The sequence below is a fragment of the Streptomyces natalensis ATCC 27448 genome, assembly GCF_000935125.1.
GTDB classification, from domain to species: domain Bacteria; phylum Actinomycetota; class Actinomycetes; order Streptomycetales; family Streptomycetaceae; genus Streptomyces; species Streptomyces natalensis.
In genome coordinates, this window is sequence record NZ_JRKI01000061.1 from 39467 (window position 1) to 55466 (window position 16000).

The following is a 16000-nucleotide window of genomic DNA, read 5'->3' on the forward strand; positions in this document are numbered from 1 at the left end:
CGAAGGGCCCCGCACCTGGTGCGGGGCCCTTCACGTGCACAGGGTCACCACAACTGCTCAGAGCCCACCACCACCGGATCAGGGTCACAGCATCCAGGTCACCAGCAGGCTCACCGCCGCGCCCCCGAGGCCCACCAGGTAGAGCCGGTTGCGTACCGTCCCGGCCCGCGTGCCGGACACCGAGCGGTTGATCAGGGCCGCCTGGACACCGCTCCGCGGCAGCATCCCGGTCGCGGCGAAGGGCACGCCGAAGGCGGCCACCAGCCACCCGGAGAAGAACAGCGCGATCCAGCGGGCCACTTCGCCGGGACCGGTGCGCACATACTCGCCGTCCGCCCCCTGCACGGCGATCCGGTCGCCCGGTGTCGCGTCCGCCCGGACCGTCGCCACCTCGTCCGTGCTGCGGCCGTCGTCGGAGCGGAAGGTGCCCTCACACACGGTGGGCCCGCTGGTGGGGTGGCTGCTCCCGGCCGCTCGCAGGGCGTGGCAGCTCGTGGCCGTCAGGGTGCCGGGCGACCCGGCCAATCCGCCGGCATACGCGATACGGGAGCACGCCAGGCCGAACACGACCAGGGCGAGGACGAAGAACACGGCACCCAGCACCCGGCCACCGGGTCCGGGCCGGGGCAGCGACGGTGCCGTCGCGAGCGGCGTCAGTTCCGGCAGTTTCACGCTGTTCCCCCGGCTTTCTTCCCCCGAGTGTCCCCGGCTGCGTCGCGTCAGTCCGCCGCGGCGATCAGGTCCCGCGCCTGCTTCACATCGATCGCCATCCGCTCCAGCAGCGCGTCGAGGGTGTCGAACTTCTCCTGGCCGCGGATATAGGCGAGGAAGTCGACGGCGACGTGCAGGCCGTACAGGTCCAGGCCGACGCGGTCGATGGCGTAGGCCTCGACGGTGCGGACCTTGCCGTCGAACTGCGGGTTGGTGCCGACGGAGATCGCCGCAGGCATCGCCTCGCCCTCGACGTGCAGCAGGCCCGCATAGACGCCGTCGGCGGGGATGGCGGTGTGCGGCAGGGTCTCCACGTTGGCGGTGGGGAAGCCCATCTCGCGGCCGCGCTGGGCGCCCCGTACGACGACGCCCTCGACGCGGTGCGGCCGGCCCAGGACCTCCCGCGCGCCGGTCATATCGCCCTCGGCGACCAGCCGGCGGACCAGGGTGGAGGAGAACGGCTCGCCGCCGCCCGCCGTACCGCGTTCGAAGAGGTCGATGATCTCCACCGTGAAGTCGTAGGTCCGGCCGAGCTCGGCGAGGGTGTCGACGGTGCCGCTCGCCCGGTGGCCGAAGCGGAAGTTGGGGCCCTCGACGACGAGCCGGGCGTGCAACTTGTCCACCAGGACCTTGACCACGAAGTCGGCCGGCGCCAGCTGCGAGAACTCCTTGGTGAACGGCAGGATCAGCACGGCGTCCACGCCCAGCTCCGCCATCAGCTCCGCACGCCGGTGGTGCGGTGCGAGCAGCGGCGGATGGGTGCCGGGGCGCACCACCTCGCTCGGGTGCGGGTCGAAGGTGACGACCACCGCGGGAACGCCCAGCTCACGGGCGCGCTCGACGGCCTTGCCGATGATCAATTGGTGGCCGCGGTGCACACCGTCGTACGAGCCGATGGTGACGACGCTGCGTCCCCAGCCCTCGGGGATGTCCTCCAAGCCACGCCAGCGCTGCACTGTGCCCGCTCCTCGCCCGAACCCTTGTCCGTCCCAAGCGCCATTTCGCCATGACGCAGGTCTAAGACTGCCATGCCCGGGGAGGTGCTTCGCGCGAAGGGTCTCCCGCAGGCGCTCCGGGGCCGCCACGGGCGCCGCGCGGAACGCCAACTCCGGTGTCCCGCCGAGGGGATGGCGGCAAAAGCGCCCCCTTCCGCGCGGTGATTCACTCCGAGCGCCGCGCCGAAGGAGTGAATCACCGCACCGCGATGGACAGAGTCAAGGCGAGGGGGATGGTGGACCGCGGGCCGCGCCCACGCCCATCCGGCCGGTCGGCGGTCCACCACCTCCCCCGGGGCCCGGCGGCCCCGCGGCGTCCGCAAACGGCCGGTGGCCGGTCCCGTACGCCTGCGCGCACCGGAACCGGCCACCGCCGCACCCCGCCGTCTCCCGCGTCAGCCGAAGACGGCCAGGCTCTTCGCCTTCCCGCCCTGGTTCTCCACCAGCGCCAGGAACGTGCCGTCCGGCCCGAACGCCGCCACGGGGCCCTCGGCCTCGAAGCGCGGGATCGGGATCCGGGCACCGTTCATCAGCAGCCGCGCCTGCGGCTCGGCCACGTCCCAGCGGGTGAACGCCGCGGCCGCCGCCTCCCCGATCGGCATGACCGGCAGCCCCGGGCCCTCGGCGTCGTCCACCGCAGCCTGGAGCTGCTCCAGGGTGCGCGCCCGGTCCAGCTTGTACGGGCCCACCCGGGTGCGCCGCAGCGCCGTCAGATGGCCGCCGACCCCGAGCCCGGCGCCCAGGTCGCGGGCCAGGGCGCGGATGTACGTACCGGAGGAGCACTCCACCGAGACCAGCAGGTCGGTCACCGGGGTGCCGTCCGCCGCCTCGGTCTCGGTCACCGAATACAGGACGAACGAGGAGACGGTCACCGGCCGGGCCGGGATCTCCACGTCCTCGCCGTCGCGCACCCGCGAGTAGGACCGCTTGCCGTCGATCTTGATGGCGCTGACCTTCGACGGCACCTGCATGATCGCCCCGGACAGCGCGGCGATCCCCGCGTCGATGTCCTCCCGGGCGAGGCCGTGCGCCGCCTTGGACGCGGTGATCTCGCCCTCCGCGTCATCGGTCACCGTCGTCTGGCCGAGCCGGATCGTGCCGACGTACTCCTTCTCCGTCAGCGCCAGATGACCGAGCAGCTTGGTGGCTCGCTCGATGCCGAGGACGAGGACGCCCGTGGCCATCGGGTCGAGCGTGCCGGCATGCCCGACCCGGCGGGTGCGGGCCATACCGCGCATCTTCGCGACGACGTCGTGCGAAGTGAAACCGGCCGGCTTGTCGACAATCACAAGGCCCGCCCGTCGCCCACCACCACCCTTGCCGGAGAGCGCTGCGCGCTCGCCCCTCTCGGATGGCTTGTTGCTCTCACGCTTCATTCTGCCGCTCGGCCCTCGTCGTCCGCCTCGTCGGCGTCTTCGCCCGGCTTGCGGTACGGGTCGGCCTCGCCGGCGTACTGGGCGCCCGAGGAGACCTCGCGCACCTTGGCGTCCGAGGCCCGCGCCTTGTCGAGCAGGTCCTCGATGGTCCGGGCGTTGTCCGGGAGGGCGTCCGCCACGAACGACAGGGTCGGCGTGAACTTGGTGCCGGCCGCCGCCCCGACCGCTGAGCGCAGGATGCCCTTGGCGCTTTCGAGGCCCGCGGCCGCGCTGGCCCGCTCCTCGTCGTCCCCGTAGACCGTGTAGAAGACCGTAGCCTCCCGCAGGTCGCCGGTGACCCGGGTGTCCGTGATGGTCACGTGCGAACCGAGCCGCGGGTCCTTGATGCCACGCTGGAGCTTCTGGGCGACCACCTCCCGGATGAGGTCCGCCAGCTTCTTCGCCCGCGCATTGTCGGCCACTGGTCCGTCTCCTTCTTGTCTTTCACAATTGTGCTTCCACCGGCGGCGCGATGCCCCTTGCGGGTCAGTCGTCGTCGCCGTGCAGCCGTCGGCGCACCGACAGCAGCTCCACTTCGGGCCGTGCGGCGACCAGGCGCTCGCAGCGGTCCATGACATCCGTCAGATGCCCGGCGTCCCCGGACACCACCGCCAGGCCGATAGTGGCCCTGCGGTACAGGTCCTGGTCCCCGACCTCGGCCACGCTCACCGCGAATTTGCGGTGCAGCTCGGCGACGATCGGGCGGACGACCGAGCGCTTCTCCTTCAGCGACCGTACGTCGCCGAGAAGCAGGTCGAAGGACAGCGTCCCTACGTACATGCACGACGGGTAAAGCCACCCGTGGGGCCTTGGGGTCACCTCCGGCGGTGGCCGGGGGCGTACGGATCATCCGAACCGTGGGTCCTTCGCACCGTACACGCAACGGCCGGGGCCGATCGACGGATTTCCTCCGCCGACCGGCCCCGGTGAAGCGCCCACCCGTCGCCCGGCCACCACCTCTGGTGGACCGCGCTACGCGCGGGCTGCGGCATCAGCCGCGCGGCTTCTCCCGCATCTCGTACGTCGCGATGACGTCGTCGACCTTGATGTCGTTGTAGTTGCCGAGGTTGATACCGCCCTCGAAACCTTCGCGAATCTCGGTGACGTCGTCCTTGAAGCGACGCAGACCCTGGATGTTGAGGTCCTCCGCGACCACCTTGCCGTCGCGGATGAGGCGCGCCTTGGTGTTGCGCTTGACCTCGCCGGAGCGGATGAGGACACCCGCGATGTTGCCCAGCTTGGACGACTTGAAGACCTCGCGGATCTCCGCCGTACCGAGCTCGACCTCCTCGTACTCCGGCTTGAGCAGGCCCTTGAGCGCCGCCTCGATCTCCTCGATCGCCTGGTAGATGACCGAGTAGTAGCGGACGTCGACGCCCTCGCGCTCGGCCAGCTGCGTGGCACGCCCCTCGGCGCGCACGTTGAAGCCGATCACGATCGCGTCGGAGCCGGTCGCCAGGTTGATGTCGGACTCGGTGACCGCACCCACGCCGCGGTGCAGCACGCGGATGTCGACCTCCTCGCCCACATCGAGCTGGAGCAGCGAGGACTCGAGAGCCTCCACCGAACCGGACGCATCGCCCTTGATGATGAGGTTGAGCTGCTGGATCTCGCCGGCCTTGAGCACCTTGTCGAGGTCCTCCATGGACACCCGGCGGGTGCGCTTGGCGAAGGCCGCGTTGCGCTCGCGTGCCGCGCGCTTCTCGGCGATCTGACGGGCCGTACGGTCCTCGTCGACCACCAGGAAGTTGTCGCCGGCGCCCGGGACGTTGGTCAGACCCAGGACCAGGACGGGGGTCGAGGGACCCGCTTCCTCGACGTGGTTGCCCTTGTCGTCGAGCATCGCCCGGACCCGGCCGTAGGCGTCGCCGACGACCATGGTCTCGCCGACGCGCAGCGTGCCGCGCTGGACCAGGACGGTCGCCACGGCGCCGCGGCCGCGGTCGAGGTGGGCCTCGATCGCGATGCCCTGCGCGTCCTGCTCCGCGTTGGCGCGCAGGTCGAGCGAGGCGTCCGCGGTGAGGACGACGGCCTCGAGGAGCTCCTCGATGTTGGTGCCCTGGCGGGCGGAGATGTCGACGAACATGGTGTCGCCGCCGTACTCCTCGGCCACCAGGCCGTACTCGGTCAGCTGACCGCGCACCTTGGTCGGGTCGGCGCCCTCGACATCGATCTTGTTGACCGCGACCACGATCGGGACGTCGGCCGCCTTGGCGTGGTTGAGCGCCTCGATCGTCTGCGGCATGACGCCGTCGTTGGCCGCCACCACGAGGATCGCGATGTCGGTCGACTTGGCACCACGGGCACGCATGGCGGTGAACGCCTCGTGACCGGGGGTGTCGATGAAGGTGATCGCGCGGTCTTCGTCGTTGACCTGGGTCGTGACCTGGTACGCACCGATGTGCTGCGTAATACCGCCGGCCTCGCCCGCGACCACGTTGGTCTTGCGGATGGCGTCCAGCAGTCGGGTCTTACCGTGGTCGACGTGACCCATGACGGTCACCACCGGCGGACGGGAGACGAGCATCTCCTCGCCGCCCTCGTTCTCGCCGAACTCGATGTCGAAGGACTCGAGCAGCTCGCGGTCCTCCTCCTCCGGGCTGACGATCTCGACGACGTAGTTCATCTCGTCGGCGAGCAGCTGGAGCGTCTCGTCGGAGACCGACTGGGTCGCGGTGACCATCTCGCCGAGGTTCAGCATGACCTGGACCAGCGACGCCGGGTTGGCGTTGATCTTCTCCGCGAAGTCCGTCAGCGAGGCACCGCGCGACAGGCGAACCGTCGCACCGTTGCCGCGCGGCAGCATGATGCCGCCGACCGACGGGGCCTGCATGGCCTCGTACTCCTGACGCCTCTGGCGCTTCGACTTGCGGCCACGACGCGCCGGACCGCCGGGACGGCCGAACGCACCCTGCGTGCCACCACGGCCACCGGGGCCGCCGGGACGACCGGCGAAGCCGGGACGACCGCCGCCGAAGCCGCCGCCACCACCGGGACCGCCGCCACCGGGACGACCGGCGAAACCGCCGCCGCCACCCGGACGACCGCCGCCACCACCGGGACGACCGGCGAAACCGCCGCCGCCACCGGGACGACCGGCGCCACCACCGGGACGACCGGCACCGCCGGGACCGCGACCGCCGCCGCCACCGGGGCCCGGACGCGGGCCGGCAGCCGGACGCTGCGGCATCATGCCCGGGTTCGGACGGTTACCGCCGCCGGGACGCGGACCGGCGCCGCCGGGAGCCGCACCCTGCGGACGGGGCATACCACCGGGGGTCGGACGCGCGCCGCCCTGGCCCTGGGGACGGGGACCGCCCTGGCCGCCGCCCTGCGGACGCGGGCCACCGGGGCCGCCCTGGCCACCGGGACGCGGGGCGCCGCCGGGACGGGGGGCCTGCGGACGGGCCATGCCCGTCGAGCCGCCGGAGGTGAAGGGGTTGTTGCCCGGACGGGGACCGGAGGGACGGGCACCCGAGCGGGGGCCCGGACGCTCGGCACCCGGACGCGGGGCACCGCCACGGCCCGGAGCGCCCTGGCCGGGGCCGGGACGGCCGCCGGGACGCGGGGCCGGACGCTCGGCGCCCGGACGCGGGGCGGAGGGGCCGGACGCGGGCGCGGCCGGCGGAGCCTGGAACTCGGGCTGCGCGGGGGCGGCCGGAGCGGGCTTGGGGGCCGGCGCCTTGGGGGCCGGCGTGGGGCGCGGGCCCGGTGTGGGCGCCGCGGAGGGGGTGCTGCTCTTGGGTGCCTCGGGGGCTGCCGGCGCCGGCGCCGGAGCCGCGGGGCCCGGCTTGGGGGCGCCCGGCTTCGGGGCGGCAGGACGGTCTCCCGCTGCCTTGGCGGCAGGGGAGGTGCCCGCAGCCTGCGCCGGAGAGGGCGCCGACGGCTTCGCGGGGGCCGACTTGCGCGGCGCCGCGGGCTTCCCGGCGGCGCGGCCGCTGCCGCTGCCTGCCTGGAAAGCGTCGGTCAGCTTGCGAACAACCGGCGCCTCGATCGTCGAGGACGCCGAACGGACAAACTCACCGAGTTCTTGGAGCTTGGCCATGACGACCTTGCTCTCAACTCCGAACTCCTTGGCGAGTTCGTATACCCGGACCTTAGCCACTTCGCTCCTTTTAGGTCCGGGTTGCGCCGGACCGTCGCTACTTCATGGGCGTACTCATCGCGTACTCATCGAGTGCTCATCGCAATCTCGACCTACTTCCGACTCGCGAGGTACCTGACCGCACGGTTCTCCGTGCGCTGTGCGTTCTTACTGTGCTTTTACTGCTTGCGCCATTGCATTAACGGGCCGCTGTGGCCCCGTCCCGCTCGACGGCCCGGCGCAAAGCCGCCGTGTCGTACGGTCCCGGGCCCCGAAAAGCCCGGGCAAACGCCCGGCGGCGGACCGCCAGGTCGAGGCAGCCCGGTGCGGGATGCACATACGCACCCCGGCCGGGCAGCGTACCGCGCCGATCAGGGACACACTCACCCTCGATCACCACGATGCGCAGCAAATCGCCCTTGGCCGCTCGCTCCCGACAACCCAGACAGGTGCGCTCAGGGCATGCGCGGGCATGCGTCCGGCCAGACACTGCTTAAGTCTACCTCCCCGTAGCGACCTCACCCCGATGGGGTAAAGCCCGAACGTCGGCACAAAATTCCCGCCGCGGCCCCTGTCAGAGGGCCGCGGCGCATCCGGACGGCTACTCCTGCGGAGCGTGCTGTTCCGTATCGGGCCGGATGTCGATCCGCCAGCCGGTGAGCCGGGCGGCGAGGCGGGCGTTCTGCCCTTCCTTGCCGATGGCCAGCGACAGCTGGTAGTCGGGCACGGTCACCCGCGCGGAGCGCGCCGCCAGGTCGACGACCTCGACCTTGCTCACCCGCGCCGGGGAGAGCGCATGGGCGACCAGTTCGGCCGGATCCTCCGACCAGTCCACGATGTCGATCTTCTCGCCGTTGAGCTCGGCCATCACGGCCCGCACCCGGCCGCCCATGGGCCCGATGCAGGCGCCCTTGGCGTTCAGCCCGGACCGCGTCGACCGCACCGCGATCTTCGTCCGGTGCCCGGCCTCGCGCGCGATGGCGGCGATCTCCACCGACCCGTCCGCGATCTCGGGGACCTCCATCGCGAACAGCTTCTTGACCAGATTCGGGTGGGTCCGCGACAGCGTCACCGACGGCCCGCGCACGCCCTTGACGACCCGCACGACATACGACCGCAGCCGCGTGCCGTGTGCGTAGTCCTCACCGGGCACCTGCTCCTGCACCGGCAGGATCGCCTCCAGCCGACCGATGTCGACCAGCACGTTCTTGGGATCCTTGCCCTGCTGCACCACACCGGTGACGACATCGCCCTCGCGCCCGGCGTACTCGCCGAAGGTGATCTCCTCCTCGGCGTCCCGCAGCCGCTGGAGGATGACCTGCTTGGCGGTGGTGGCCGCAATCCGGCCGAAACCCGAGGGGGTGTCGTCGAACTCGCGCGGCTCGGCGCCCTCCTCCAGGTCGTCGGGGTCCTCCTTCGCCCACACCGTCACATGGCCGGTGTTGCGGTCCAGCTCCACCCGCGCCCGCCGGCGGCTGCCCTCGGTGCGGTGGTATGCGATGAGGAGGGCCGACTCGATCGCCTCGACCAGCAGGTCGAACGAGATCTCCTTCTCCCGCACCAGACCCCGCAGGGCACTCATGTCGATGTCCACGGCTACGCCTCCTCCTTCTTCTCGTCCTTACGGCTGAATTCCAGCTCGACCCGGGCCCGCTCGATCTCGTCGAACGCGACCCGCCGCTCGGTCGGCTTGCGGCCCTTGACCCCCGGCACCTCGAGATCGAGGCCGTCCTCGTCCACGGACATGATCCGCGCGACGAGCTCGCCACCGTCACTCAACCGGGCCTTGATGAGCCTTCCGACGGCGCGGCGGTAGTGCCGCAGCTCGGTCAGTGGCCGGTCGGCGCCGGGAGAGGTCACCTCAAGGGTGTAGGGGGCGCCGCCCATCACGTCGGTCTCGTCCAGCGCCTGCGACACCTCGCGGCTGACGGCCGCACAGTCGTCCAGCTGGACGCCGTCGTCGGAATCGACCACGATCCTCAGCACCCTCCGCCGGCCCGCGGGGGTCACCTCGATCTCTTCCAGATCCAGGTCTCGCGCGGCGACGAGCGGTTCAAGCAGTCCGCGCAGCCTCTCGTTCTGGGTGGTGCTCATCCGGGTGACTCCTCGGCCGCGTGTGCTGTTGTGGGTAGATCGCGTGTCGGGTCAAAGCCTATCTGTTCCGGCGGGGTACTGACGATTCGGTGGGCGGGCACGGATACTCTCGCCTGCGGTGATCACAACGAAAGACCCCGGGAGCCGAATGTGGCGCACGCGCGAAGAAGGACCCTGCTGACCGCCGCCGCCCTCGGCGGCGCGGCCTGGCTCACCGCCTGTTCCGAGGACCCGGCCCCCCAGCGGGCCGAACGCTCCTCGTCCGCCGACCATCTGCGCCGAGGCGCCGCCCGGGACAGCACCGCGCTGCTGGCCCGCTACGACGCCGCCCTGGCCGCCCACCCCGCCCTGGCACCGGCCCTGCGGCCGCTGCGCGCCGAAGTGGCCCGCCACGCCGAGGCGTTCGGCGCCGGGAAACCGCGCACCGGCGTGTCGCACCCCCCAGCCGCACCGGACGCGCCGACGGCCCGCAAGGAGCTGGCCGAAGCCGAGCGCAATCTGGCCGACCGACGTACCCGGGCGCTGCCCGGCGCCCCGCCCGAGCTGGCCCGCCTGCTGGCCTCCGTGGCGGCCGCCGGCGCCGGCCACGCCTATCTGCTGGCCAGGTCGTAACCACCACAACACCCCGAAGGCATCCGCACCATGACAGCAACAGAGCTCACCGCGGCCCAGGCGGCCCTGGCGGCCGAATACGCCGCCGTGTACGGCTACGGCGTGGTCGGCGGCCGGATCTCCCCGGCCCGCCGCAAGGAGGCCCAGGAGGCGTACGACGCCCATCGCGCACGGCGGGACGCGCTGCGCCGCACCGTACGGGACCTGGGCGGCACGCCGCACGCCGCGGCGGCCGCCTACGAGCTGCCCTTCCCCGTCCCGGACGCGGCGGCCGCACTGCGCCTGGCAGCGGAGCTGGAGGACCGGCTGGCGGCCGTCTACGCCGATCTCGTACGGTCCGCGGAGAAGTCCCGCCGCCTGGACGCGGCGGCCGCGCTGCGGGAGGCGGCAGTCCGGTCGGTGCGCTGGCGGGGCAGCGGCGTAGCCTTCCCTGGGCTCGCGGAGCGGGCGGCCGGTGCACCGGCCCCGTCCCCGAGCGCGCCCTCGAACGCGCTGTGAACCACCGGAAAGGGACAGCTCAGGCATGGCAACGGCACCCATCGAACCGCCCCAGCGGTTGGTGAGTTCGCTGAGCAGCGATCCGGAAAGTCCGCAGCGGCGGTGGCTCGCCGCGCTTCCGACGCTGCTTCAGGAGCAGCTGGTGTCCTGGGATCTGACGCTGGAACGGGTGCACTCCCCCGGTGGCCGCAGCAGCCTGGTGGCGCTCGTACGCCAACAGGACGGCACCCCCGCGGCCCTGAAGTTCCCCGCGCCGGGGCGGCCGCACGAGGCCGAGGCCCTGGGCATATGGGACGGCTGGGGCGCGGTCCGGCTGCTGCGCCGCGACGAGACGACCGGCGCGCTCCTGCTGGAACGCCTGCACGGTGCGGTGTCCCTGCGTTCGCTGCCCGAGGCCAAGGCCCTCCTGGAAGCGGCCGGCACGGTGCGCCGCCTGTGGGTGGAGCCGGGCCCCGACCACCCCTTCCCCACCCTGGCCGGCCAGACCGAGCAGGCCGTGCGGACGCTGAGCGCGGCGCAGGCCGACAGCCCCGCCGCCGCGCCCCTCCTGGCGGAGGCGCGCGAACTGCGCGAGGCCCTGCCCACGACGGCCACCGAACACCTCCTGCTGCACGGCGCCTTCCGCCAGGGCAAGGTCCTGGCGGGCGAGCGCGCGCCGTGGCTGGCCGTCGGTCCCGCGCCCCTGGTCGGCGAGCGCGCCTACGACCTGGCCGCGCTCGTCCTGGACCGCTTCGAGGACCTGATGGCGGGATCCGGCGCGGCGGCCGCCGCCCGCCGGCGCGTGGCCAAGCTGGCCGACTCCCTGGACGTGGACCGCGACCGCCTGCGCGACTGGACGCTGTGCCGCGCCGTCCTGACCGCCGTACGCGAAACGGCCGCCGGCGACCGCCAGCGCGGCGAACTGCTGCTGGAGTTCGCGGCCTGGCTGTAGGGCCTGTCCGACGGGTCGGACAGGCCCTGTAGGTACCGCCGTACGCCTCAGGCGCTGAGCCTGGCCACGGCCTCCTCGACCGTCAGCTCCTCGCGCTCGCCCGTGCGCCGGTCCTTGACCTCGACCACGCCCTCACCGGCCCGGCGCCCGGCGACCACGATCGTCGGCACGCCCAGCAGCTCCGCGTCGGTGAACTTCACACCGGGCGAGACGCCGGGCCGGTCGTCGACCAGCACCCGCAGCCCCGCGGCCCCCAGCTGCTCGCCCACCGACAGCGCCAGCTCGGTCTGCTTGGCCTTGCCCGCCGCGACGACGTGCACATCGGCCGGTGCGACCTCGCGCGGCCAGCACAGCCCGGCCTCGTCGTGGGTCTGCTCGGCGAGGGCGGCCACCGCACGGGAGACGCCGATGCCGTACGAACCCATGGTGACCCGTACCGGCTTGCCGTTCTGGCCGAGGACGTCGAGCTCGAAGGCGTCGGCGTACTTGCGGCCGAGCTGGAAGATGTGGCCGATCTCGATGGCGCGGTCGATCCTCAGGCCGGTGCCGCACTTCGGGCAGGGGTCGCCCGGCTCCACGACGACCACGTCGAGGTACTCGTCGACCTCGAAGTCACGGCCCGCGACGACGTTGCGGGCGTGCTTGCCCTCCTTGTTGGCTCCGGTGATCCAGGCCGTACCGGAGGCGACGCGCGGGTCGGCGAGGTAGCGGAAGGACTTGCCCGCCAGGCCCTGCGGCCCCACGTAGCCGCGGACCAGCTCCGGCCGCTCGACGAAGTCCTCGGCGGTGACCAGTTCGACGACGGCCGGCGCGAGGTGCTCGCCGAGCTTGCCGAGGTCGACCTCGCGGTCGCCGGGGACGCCCACCGCGACGATCTCACCCGCGGCGCCAGCCGCTGATGTCTCAGTCACCTTGACCAGCAGGTTCTTCAGCGTCGCCGAGGCCGGGACGCCGAGGTGCTCGGCGAGCTTCTCGATGGTCGGGGTGTCGGGGGTGTCCAGCTCCTCGACGGGGCCGTGGCCGGAGCCGTCGACCGGCTCGACCTTGACCGTCACGGCCTCCGTGTTGGCCGCGTAGTCACACGCCGGGCAGTCGACGAAGGTGTCCTCACCGGCGGCCGCGGGCGCCAGGAACTCCTCGGACGCGGAGCCGCCCATCGCGCCGGAGACGGCGGAGACGATCCGGAAGTCCAGGCCCAGGCGCGCGAAGATCTTCTCGTACGCGGCGCGGTGCAGCGCGTAGGACTCCGCCAGCCCCTCGTCGGTGACGTCGAAGCTGTAGGAGTCCTTCATCTGGAACTCGCGGCCGCGCAGCACGCCGGAGCGGGGACGGGCCTCGTCGCGGTACTTGGTCTGGATCTGGTAGAGCATCACCGGCAGGTCCTTGTAGGACGTGCACTGGTCCTTGACGGTGAGGGCGAAGATCTCTTCGTGCGTGGGGCCGAGGAGGTAGTCGGCGCCCTTGCGGTCCTTGAGGCGGAAGAGGAGGTCGCCGTACTCCTCCCAGCGGTTGCTGACCTCGTAGGGCTCCTTGGGCAGCAGGGCCGGCAGCAGCACTTCCTGGGCGCCGATGGCGTCCATCTCTTCGCGGACGATGCGGGAGACGTTCTCCAGGACCTTCTTGCCCAGCGGCAGCCACGTCCAGATGCCGGCGGAGGAGCGGCGGACGTACCCGGCGCGGACGAGCAGCTTGTGGCTGGCGGTCTCGGCGTCGGCCGGGTCCTCGCGCAGTGTCTTGATCATCAAGCGGGACATGCGCTGAACCTGTGCGGCGTTGGCCATGGGAGTTTCTCCTGCGTAAGAAAGGTGACTCCCAGGAGGTTAGCCGCAGGGGTGTGGCGCACGGAAATGCGTTCCGCCGCACCAAAAGCTCACGGCCGTATCAGCGGAAGCGGCGCGCCCATCACGGCGTACGGCGTCGGCGCGCTCGGGAACAGGACCCGTCGCGCGATATCGCGGTACCCGAGCGACCGGTACAGCCCCCGGGCCGGGCTCTCCACATCGATCGCGGACAGGATCGACCGCGGCTCGGCCACCTCGTCGGTGATCCGGGTGATCAGCGCCCGCCCGATGCCGCGGCCCTGGTAGGCGGGGTGGACGTGCAGCTCGGTGATGACGAAGGAGTCGTCCAGCCAGTGATCGAGGTGCTCGCTGCGCAGATACGGTTCGACGACGGTGGACCACCAGTGCGCCCGGTCGTTGGGCATTCCGTACACGAACCCGACGAGGTGCCCCTGGGGGGTGGTGGCCCCCAGGGCCCGCGCGCCGCGGCAGCCCAGATGGCGCAGCACGATGTGCCGCCGTACCGCGACCTCGTCCTGGCTCAGGCCGAACGCCAGCGCCTGCACCGCGAGCGCGTCATCCACGCGGGCGGCGAGATCGAGAGGGCCGACCGCGACGTCATCCATGGTCGCGAGCGTACAAGGCGGTTACACGGCGGCACCACCGCTCAGAACAGCACGCTCATGAAGGCCCCGACCTCCCGGAACCCCACCCTCCGGTACGCCGCACGGGCCGCGGCGTTGAAGTCGTTGACGTACAGGCTGGCCACCGGCGCCACATCGCTGAGCGCATAGCGCAGCACCGCCGCCATCCCCGTTTCCGAAAGGCGCTTGCCCCGGTAGGCGGGATCGACCCAGACCCCCTGGATCTGGCAGGCCCGCGGTGTCGCGGCGCCGATCTCGGCCTTGAAGATGACCTTGCCGTCCTCGATACGGGCGAAGGACCGCCCGGCGCCGACCAGCTCGGCGACCCGGGCCTGGTAGAGCAGCCCGCCGTCGCCGGCCATCGGGGAGATGCCGACCTCTTCGGTGAACATGGCCACGCACGCCGGCATGATCAGGTCCATCTCGTTCTTGCGGATCCGGCGGACGTAGGGGTCCGGCGGGATCTCGGCGGACGGCGCGGACGTCACCATCAGGGGCTGATGGGCGCGCACCTCGCGGGCCGGTCCCCAGTACGGCTCCAGCAGCGACCACAGCTCGGCGGTGGGGCCGGCGGGGCCGACGACGGAGGAGCAGCGCCGGCCCTGGCGGCGCGCCCGTTCGGCGAAACCGTGCACGGCCTCCGAGGTGGCGCACACCGGGACGAGATTGGCGCCGGCGTAGCACAGCGATTCCAGCCGTCCCCCGACGTACCAGCCCCACATCTCGCCGCCGAGGCGCCAGGGGTCGAGCCCGGCGATCTGCACACGGGCGGCGACGAAGGCGTTGGCGACCGGGTCGCGGTCCAGGACCGCGAGCGCATCGTCGAGCTCCCCGGGCTCGAGGACCTTGATGGTGGTGGTCGTCAGCACGTGTCGGAATGCCTCACCGTTACGGGCCTGGGAGGCCAGGCGGGAGCAGGTCTTGGCACTTTACCTCCCCCTGCGGGCGGGCACCCGGCCCGCGCGGAGACCGCTGCCCGCAGGCGGGCAGCGATGAGCCCCGCGACCCGGTGGGCGGCGGGGCTCGGGGGCTCGCGGGGGATCAGCCGGCGGCGGTGACGACCGGCTCGCCGGAGGCGACGCCGTCGGCCTCCATCTGTGCGGCGATCTTCAGCGCCTCTTCGATGAGGGTCTCGACGATCTTGGACTCGGGGACGGTCTTGATGACCTCGCCCTTGACGAAGATCTGGCCCTTGCCGTTGCCGGAGGCGACGCCGAGGTCGGCCTCGCGGGCCTCGCCGGGGCCGTTGACGACGCAGCCCATGACGGCGACGCGCAGCGGCACCTCCATGCCCTCCAGGCCCGCGGTGACCTCGTCGGCGAGCTTGTAGACGTCGACCTGGGCGCGGCCGCAGGAGGGGCAGGAGACGATCTCGAGGCGGCGCTGGCGGAGGTTGAGCGACTCCAGGATGGAGATGCCGACCTTGACCTCCTCGGCCGGCGGCGCGGACAGCGAGACGCGGATGGTGTCGCCGATGCCCTCGCTGAGCAGCGCGCCGAAGGCGACGGCGGACTTGATGGTGCCCTGGAAGGCGGGCCCGGCCTCGGTGACGCCCAGGTGGAGCGGGTAGTCGCACTGGGCGGCGAGCTGGCGGTAGGCGTTGACCATCACGACCGGGTCGTTGTGCTTGACCGAGATCTTGATGTCGCGGAAGCCGTGCTCCTCGAAGAGGGACGCCTCCCACAGCGCGGACTCGACCAGCGCCTCGGGGGTGGCCTTGCCGTACTTCTGGAGCAGGCGGCGGTCCAGGGATCCGGCGTTGACGCCGATGCGGATGGGGGTGCCGGCGTCGGAGGCCGCCTTGGCGATCTCCTTGACCTTGTCGTCGAACTGCTTGATGTTGCCGGGGTTGACGCGGACGGCCGCGCAGCCGGCGTCGATCGCGGCGAAGACGTACTTCGGCTGGAAATGGATGTCCGCGATGACCGGGATCTGCGACTTCTTCGCGATGACCGGCAGGGCGTCGGCGTCGTCCTGGGTGGGGCAGGCGACCCGGACGATCTGGCAGCCGGAGGCCGTCAGCTCGGCGATCTGCTGGAGGGTCGCGCCGATGTCGGAGGTGCGGGTGGTCGTCATGGACTGCACCGAGACGGGCGCGTCCCCGCCCACGGCGACCGTACCGACGTGGATCTTGCGGCTGACACGGCGGTCGGCGAGCTTGGCCGGTACGTCCGGCATTCCCAGCGCAATGGCAGTCATCTGACGAGCAACCCCAAGGTGTGGATCATGGTCCCG

At 72.0% G+C, this 16000-nt stretch carries 16 protein-coding genes; 3 read left to right on the forward strand and 13 right to left on the reverse strand.

Annotation, left to right across the window (positions count from 1 at the left end):
* Nucleotides 1–84: 84 nt before the first annotated feature.
* From SNA_RS30920 to rimP, 9 genes are all read right to left on the reverse strand, one after another.
* A complete protein-coding gene (locus tag SNA_RS30920) occupies nt 85–672 on the reverse strand; it encodes a hypothetical protein (RefSeq protein ID WP_030071549.1) in 588 nt (195 codons plus the stop codon).
* Between the two features lie 47 nt (nt 673–719).
* A complete protein-coding gene (locus tag SNA_RS30925) occupies nt 720–1667 on the reverse strand; it encodes a bifunctional riboflavin kinase/FAD synthetase (RefSeq protein WP_044367845.1) in 948 nt (315 codons plus the stop codon).
* Between the two features lie 434 nt (nt 1668–2101).
* The gene (gene truB / locus SNA_RS30930) at nt 2102–3082 is read right to left on the reverse strand and encodes a tRNA pseudouridine(55) synthase TruB (protein ID WP_078970325.1); all 981 of its coding nucleotides are present in this window, start codon (nt 3080–3082) and stop codon (nt 2102–2104) included.
* Nucleotides 3079–3543, reverse strand: coding sequence for a 30S ribosome-binding factor RbfA (gene rbfA, locus SNA_RS30935; protein ID WP_030071555.1), 465 nt, complete (start codon nt 3541–3543; stop codon nt 3079–3081). Before rbfA ends, truB begins: the two co-directional genes overlap by 4 nt.
* Nucleotides 3544–3607: 64 nt before the next feature.
* Entirely contained in the window at nt 3608–3901 is a 294-nt protein-coding gene (locus tag SNA_RS30940; RefSeq protein ID WP_030071556.1) for a DUF503 domain-containing protein, read from the reverse strand.
* A 211-nt stretch (nt 3902–4112) separates the two neighbouring features.
* Nucleotides 4113–7226 carry a translation initiation factor IF-2 gene (gene infB / locus SNA_RS40715; protein ID WP_078970326.1) on the reverse strand — a complete coding sequence of 1038 codons (3114 nt, stop codon included), beginning with the start codon at nt 7224–7226 and terminating at the stop codon, nt 4113–4115.
* A gap of 178 nt (nt 7227–7404) precedes the next feature.
* On the reverse strand, nt 7405–7695 hold the full coding sequence (locus SNA_RS40720) for a YlxR family protein (RefSeq protein ID WP_078970327.1): 291 nt from the start codon (nt 7693–7695) through the stop codon (nt 7405–7407).
* 111 nt (nt 7696–7806) lie between these two features.
* Nucleotides 7807–8799, reverse strand: coding sequence for a transcription termination factor NusA (gene nusA / locus SNA_RS30950; protein WP_030071558.1), 993 nt, complete (start codon nt 8797–8799; stop codon nt 7807–7809).
* Between the two features lie 2 nt (nt 8800–8801).
* A complete protein-coding gene (rimP, locus tag SNA_RS30955) occupies nt 8802–9299 on the reverse strand; it encodes a ribosome maturation factor RimP (protein WP_030071562.1) in 498 nt (165 codons plus the stop codon).
* A gap of 150 nt (nt 9300–9449) precedes the next feature.
* Between rimP and SNA_RS30960 the strand changes: the two genes are divergently transcribed.
* Genes SNA_RS30960 through SNA_RS30970 form a run of 3 tightly spaced genes read left to right on the forward strand, consistent with a single transcriptional unit; the run spans nt 9450 to nt 11340 of the window.
* Complete coding sequence (locus tag SNA_RS30960; protein ID WP_044367849.1) at nt 9450–9911, forward strand: hypothetical protein; 462 nt, start codon at nt 9450–9452, stop codon at nt 9909–9911.
* Between the two features lie 30 nt (nt 9912–9941).
* Nucleotides 9942–10409: a ferritin-like domain-containing protein gene (locus SNA_RS30965; protein ID WP_030071565.1), complete on the forward strand. Its 468-nt coding sequence runs from the start codon at nt 9942–9944 to the stop codon at nt 10407–10409.
* Between the two features lie 25 nt (nt 10410–10434).
* Nucleotides 10435–11340: an aminoglycoside phosphotransferase family protein gene (locus tag SNA_RS30970; protein ID WP_044367851.1), complete on the forward strand. Its 906-nt coding sequence runs from the start codon at nt 10435–10437 to the stop codon at nt 11338–11340.
* A gap of 47 nt (nt 11341–11387) precedes the next feature.
* Here the strand turns inward: SNA_RS30970 and SNA_RS30975 are convergent, their stop codons facing one another.
* From SNA_RS30975 to ispG, 4 genes are all read right to left on the reverse strand, one after another.
* The gene (locus SNA_RS30975; protein ID WP_044367853.1) at nt 11388–13121 is read right to left on the reverse strand and encodes a proline--tRNA ligase; all 1734 of its coding nucleotides are present in this window, start codon (nt 13119–13121) and stop codon (nt 11388–11390) included.
* An 89-nt stretch (nt 13122–13210) separates the two neighbouring features.
* Entirely contained in the window at nt 13211–13747 is a 537-nt protein-coding gene (locus SNA_RS30980) for a GNAT family N-acetyltransferase (RefSeq protein ID WP_030071571.1), read from the reverse strand.
* A gap of 41 nt (nt 13748–13788) precedes the next feature.
* A complete protein-coding gene (locus tag SNA_RS30985) occupies nt 13789–14634 on the reverse strand; it encodes a GNAT family N-acetyltransferase (RefSeq protein WP_030071573.1) in 846 nt (281 codons plus the stop codon).
* Between the two features lie 172 nt (nt 14635–14806).
* Nucleotides 14807–15964: a flavodoxin-dependent (E)-4-hydroxy-3-methylbut-2-enyl-diphosphate synthase gene (ispG, locus tag SNA_RS30990; protein WP_051877511.1), complete on the reverse strand. Its 1158-nt coding sequence runs from the start codon at nt 15962–15964 to the stop codon at nt 14807–14809.
* Between the last annotated feature and the right edge of the window lie 36 nt (nt 15965–16000).

Bases quoted from the DNA above. Each gene is read 5' to 3' on its own strand.
- truB (WP_078970325.1), bottom strand. From the start codon at position 3,082: ATGAAGCGTGAGAGCAACAAGCCATCCGAGAGGGGCGAGCGCGCAGCG.
- SNA_RS30940 (WP_030071556.1), bottom strand. From the start codon at position 3,901: ATGTACGTAGGGACGCTGTCCTTCGACCTGCTTCTCGGCGACGTACGG.
- rimP (WP_030071562.1), bottom strand. From the start codon at position 9,299: ATGAGCACCACCCAGAACGAGAGGCTGCGCGGACTGCTTGAACCGCTC.
- SNA_RS30965 (WP_030071565.1), top strand. From the start codon at position 9,942: ATGACAGCAACAGAGCTCACCGCGGCCCAGGCGGCCCTGGCGGCCGAA.
- SNA_RS30970 (WP_044367851.1), top strand. From the start codon at position 10,435: ATGGCAACGGCACCCATCGAACCGCCCCAGCGGTTGGTGAGTTCGCTG.
- SNA_RS30975 (WP_044367853.1), bottom strand. From the start codon at position 13,121: ATGGCCAACGCCGCACAGGTTCAGCGCATGTCCCGCTTGATGATCAAG.
- SNA_RS30980 (WP_030071571.1), bottom strand. From the start codon at position 13,747: ATGGATGACGTCGCGGTCGGCCCTCTCGATCTCGCCGCCCGCGTGGAT.
- ispG (WP_051877511.1), bottom strand. From the start codon at position 15,964: ATGACTGCCATTGCGCTGGGAATGCCGGACGTACCGGCCAAGCTCGCC.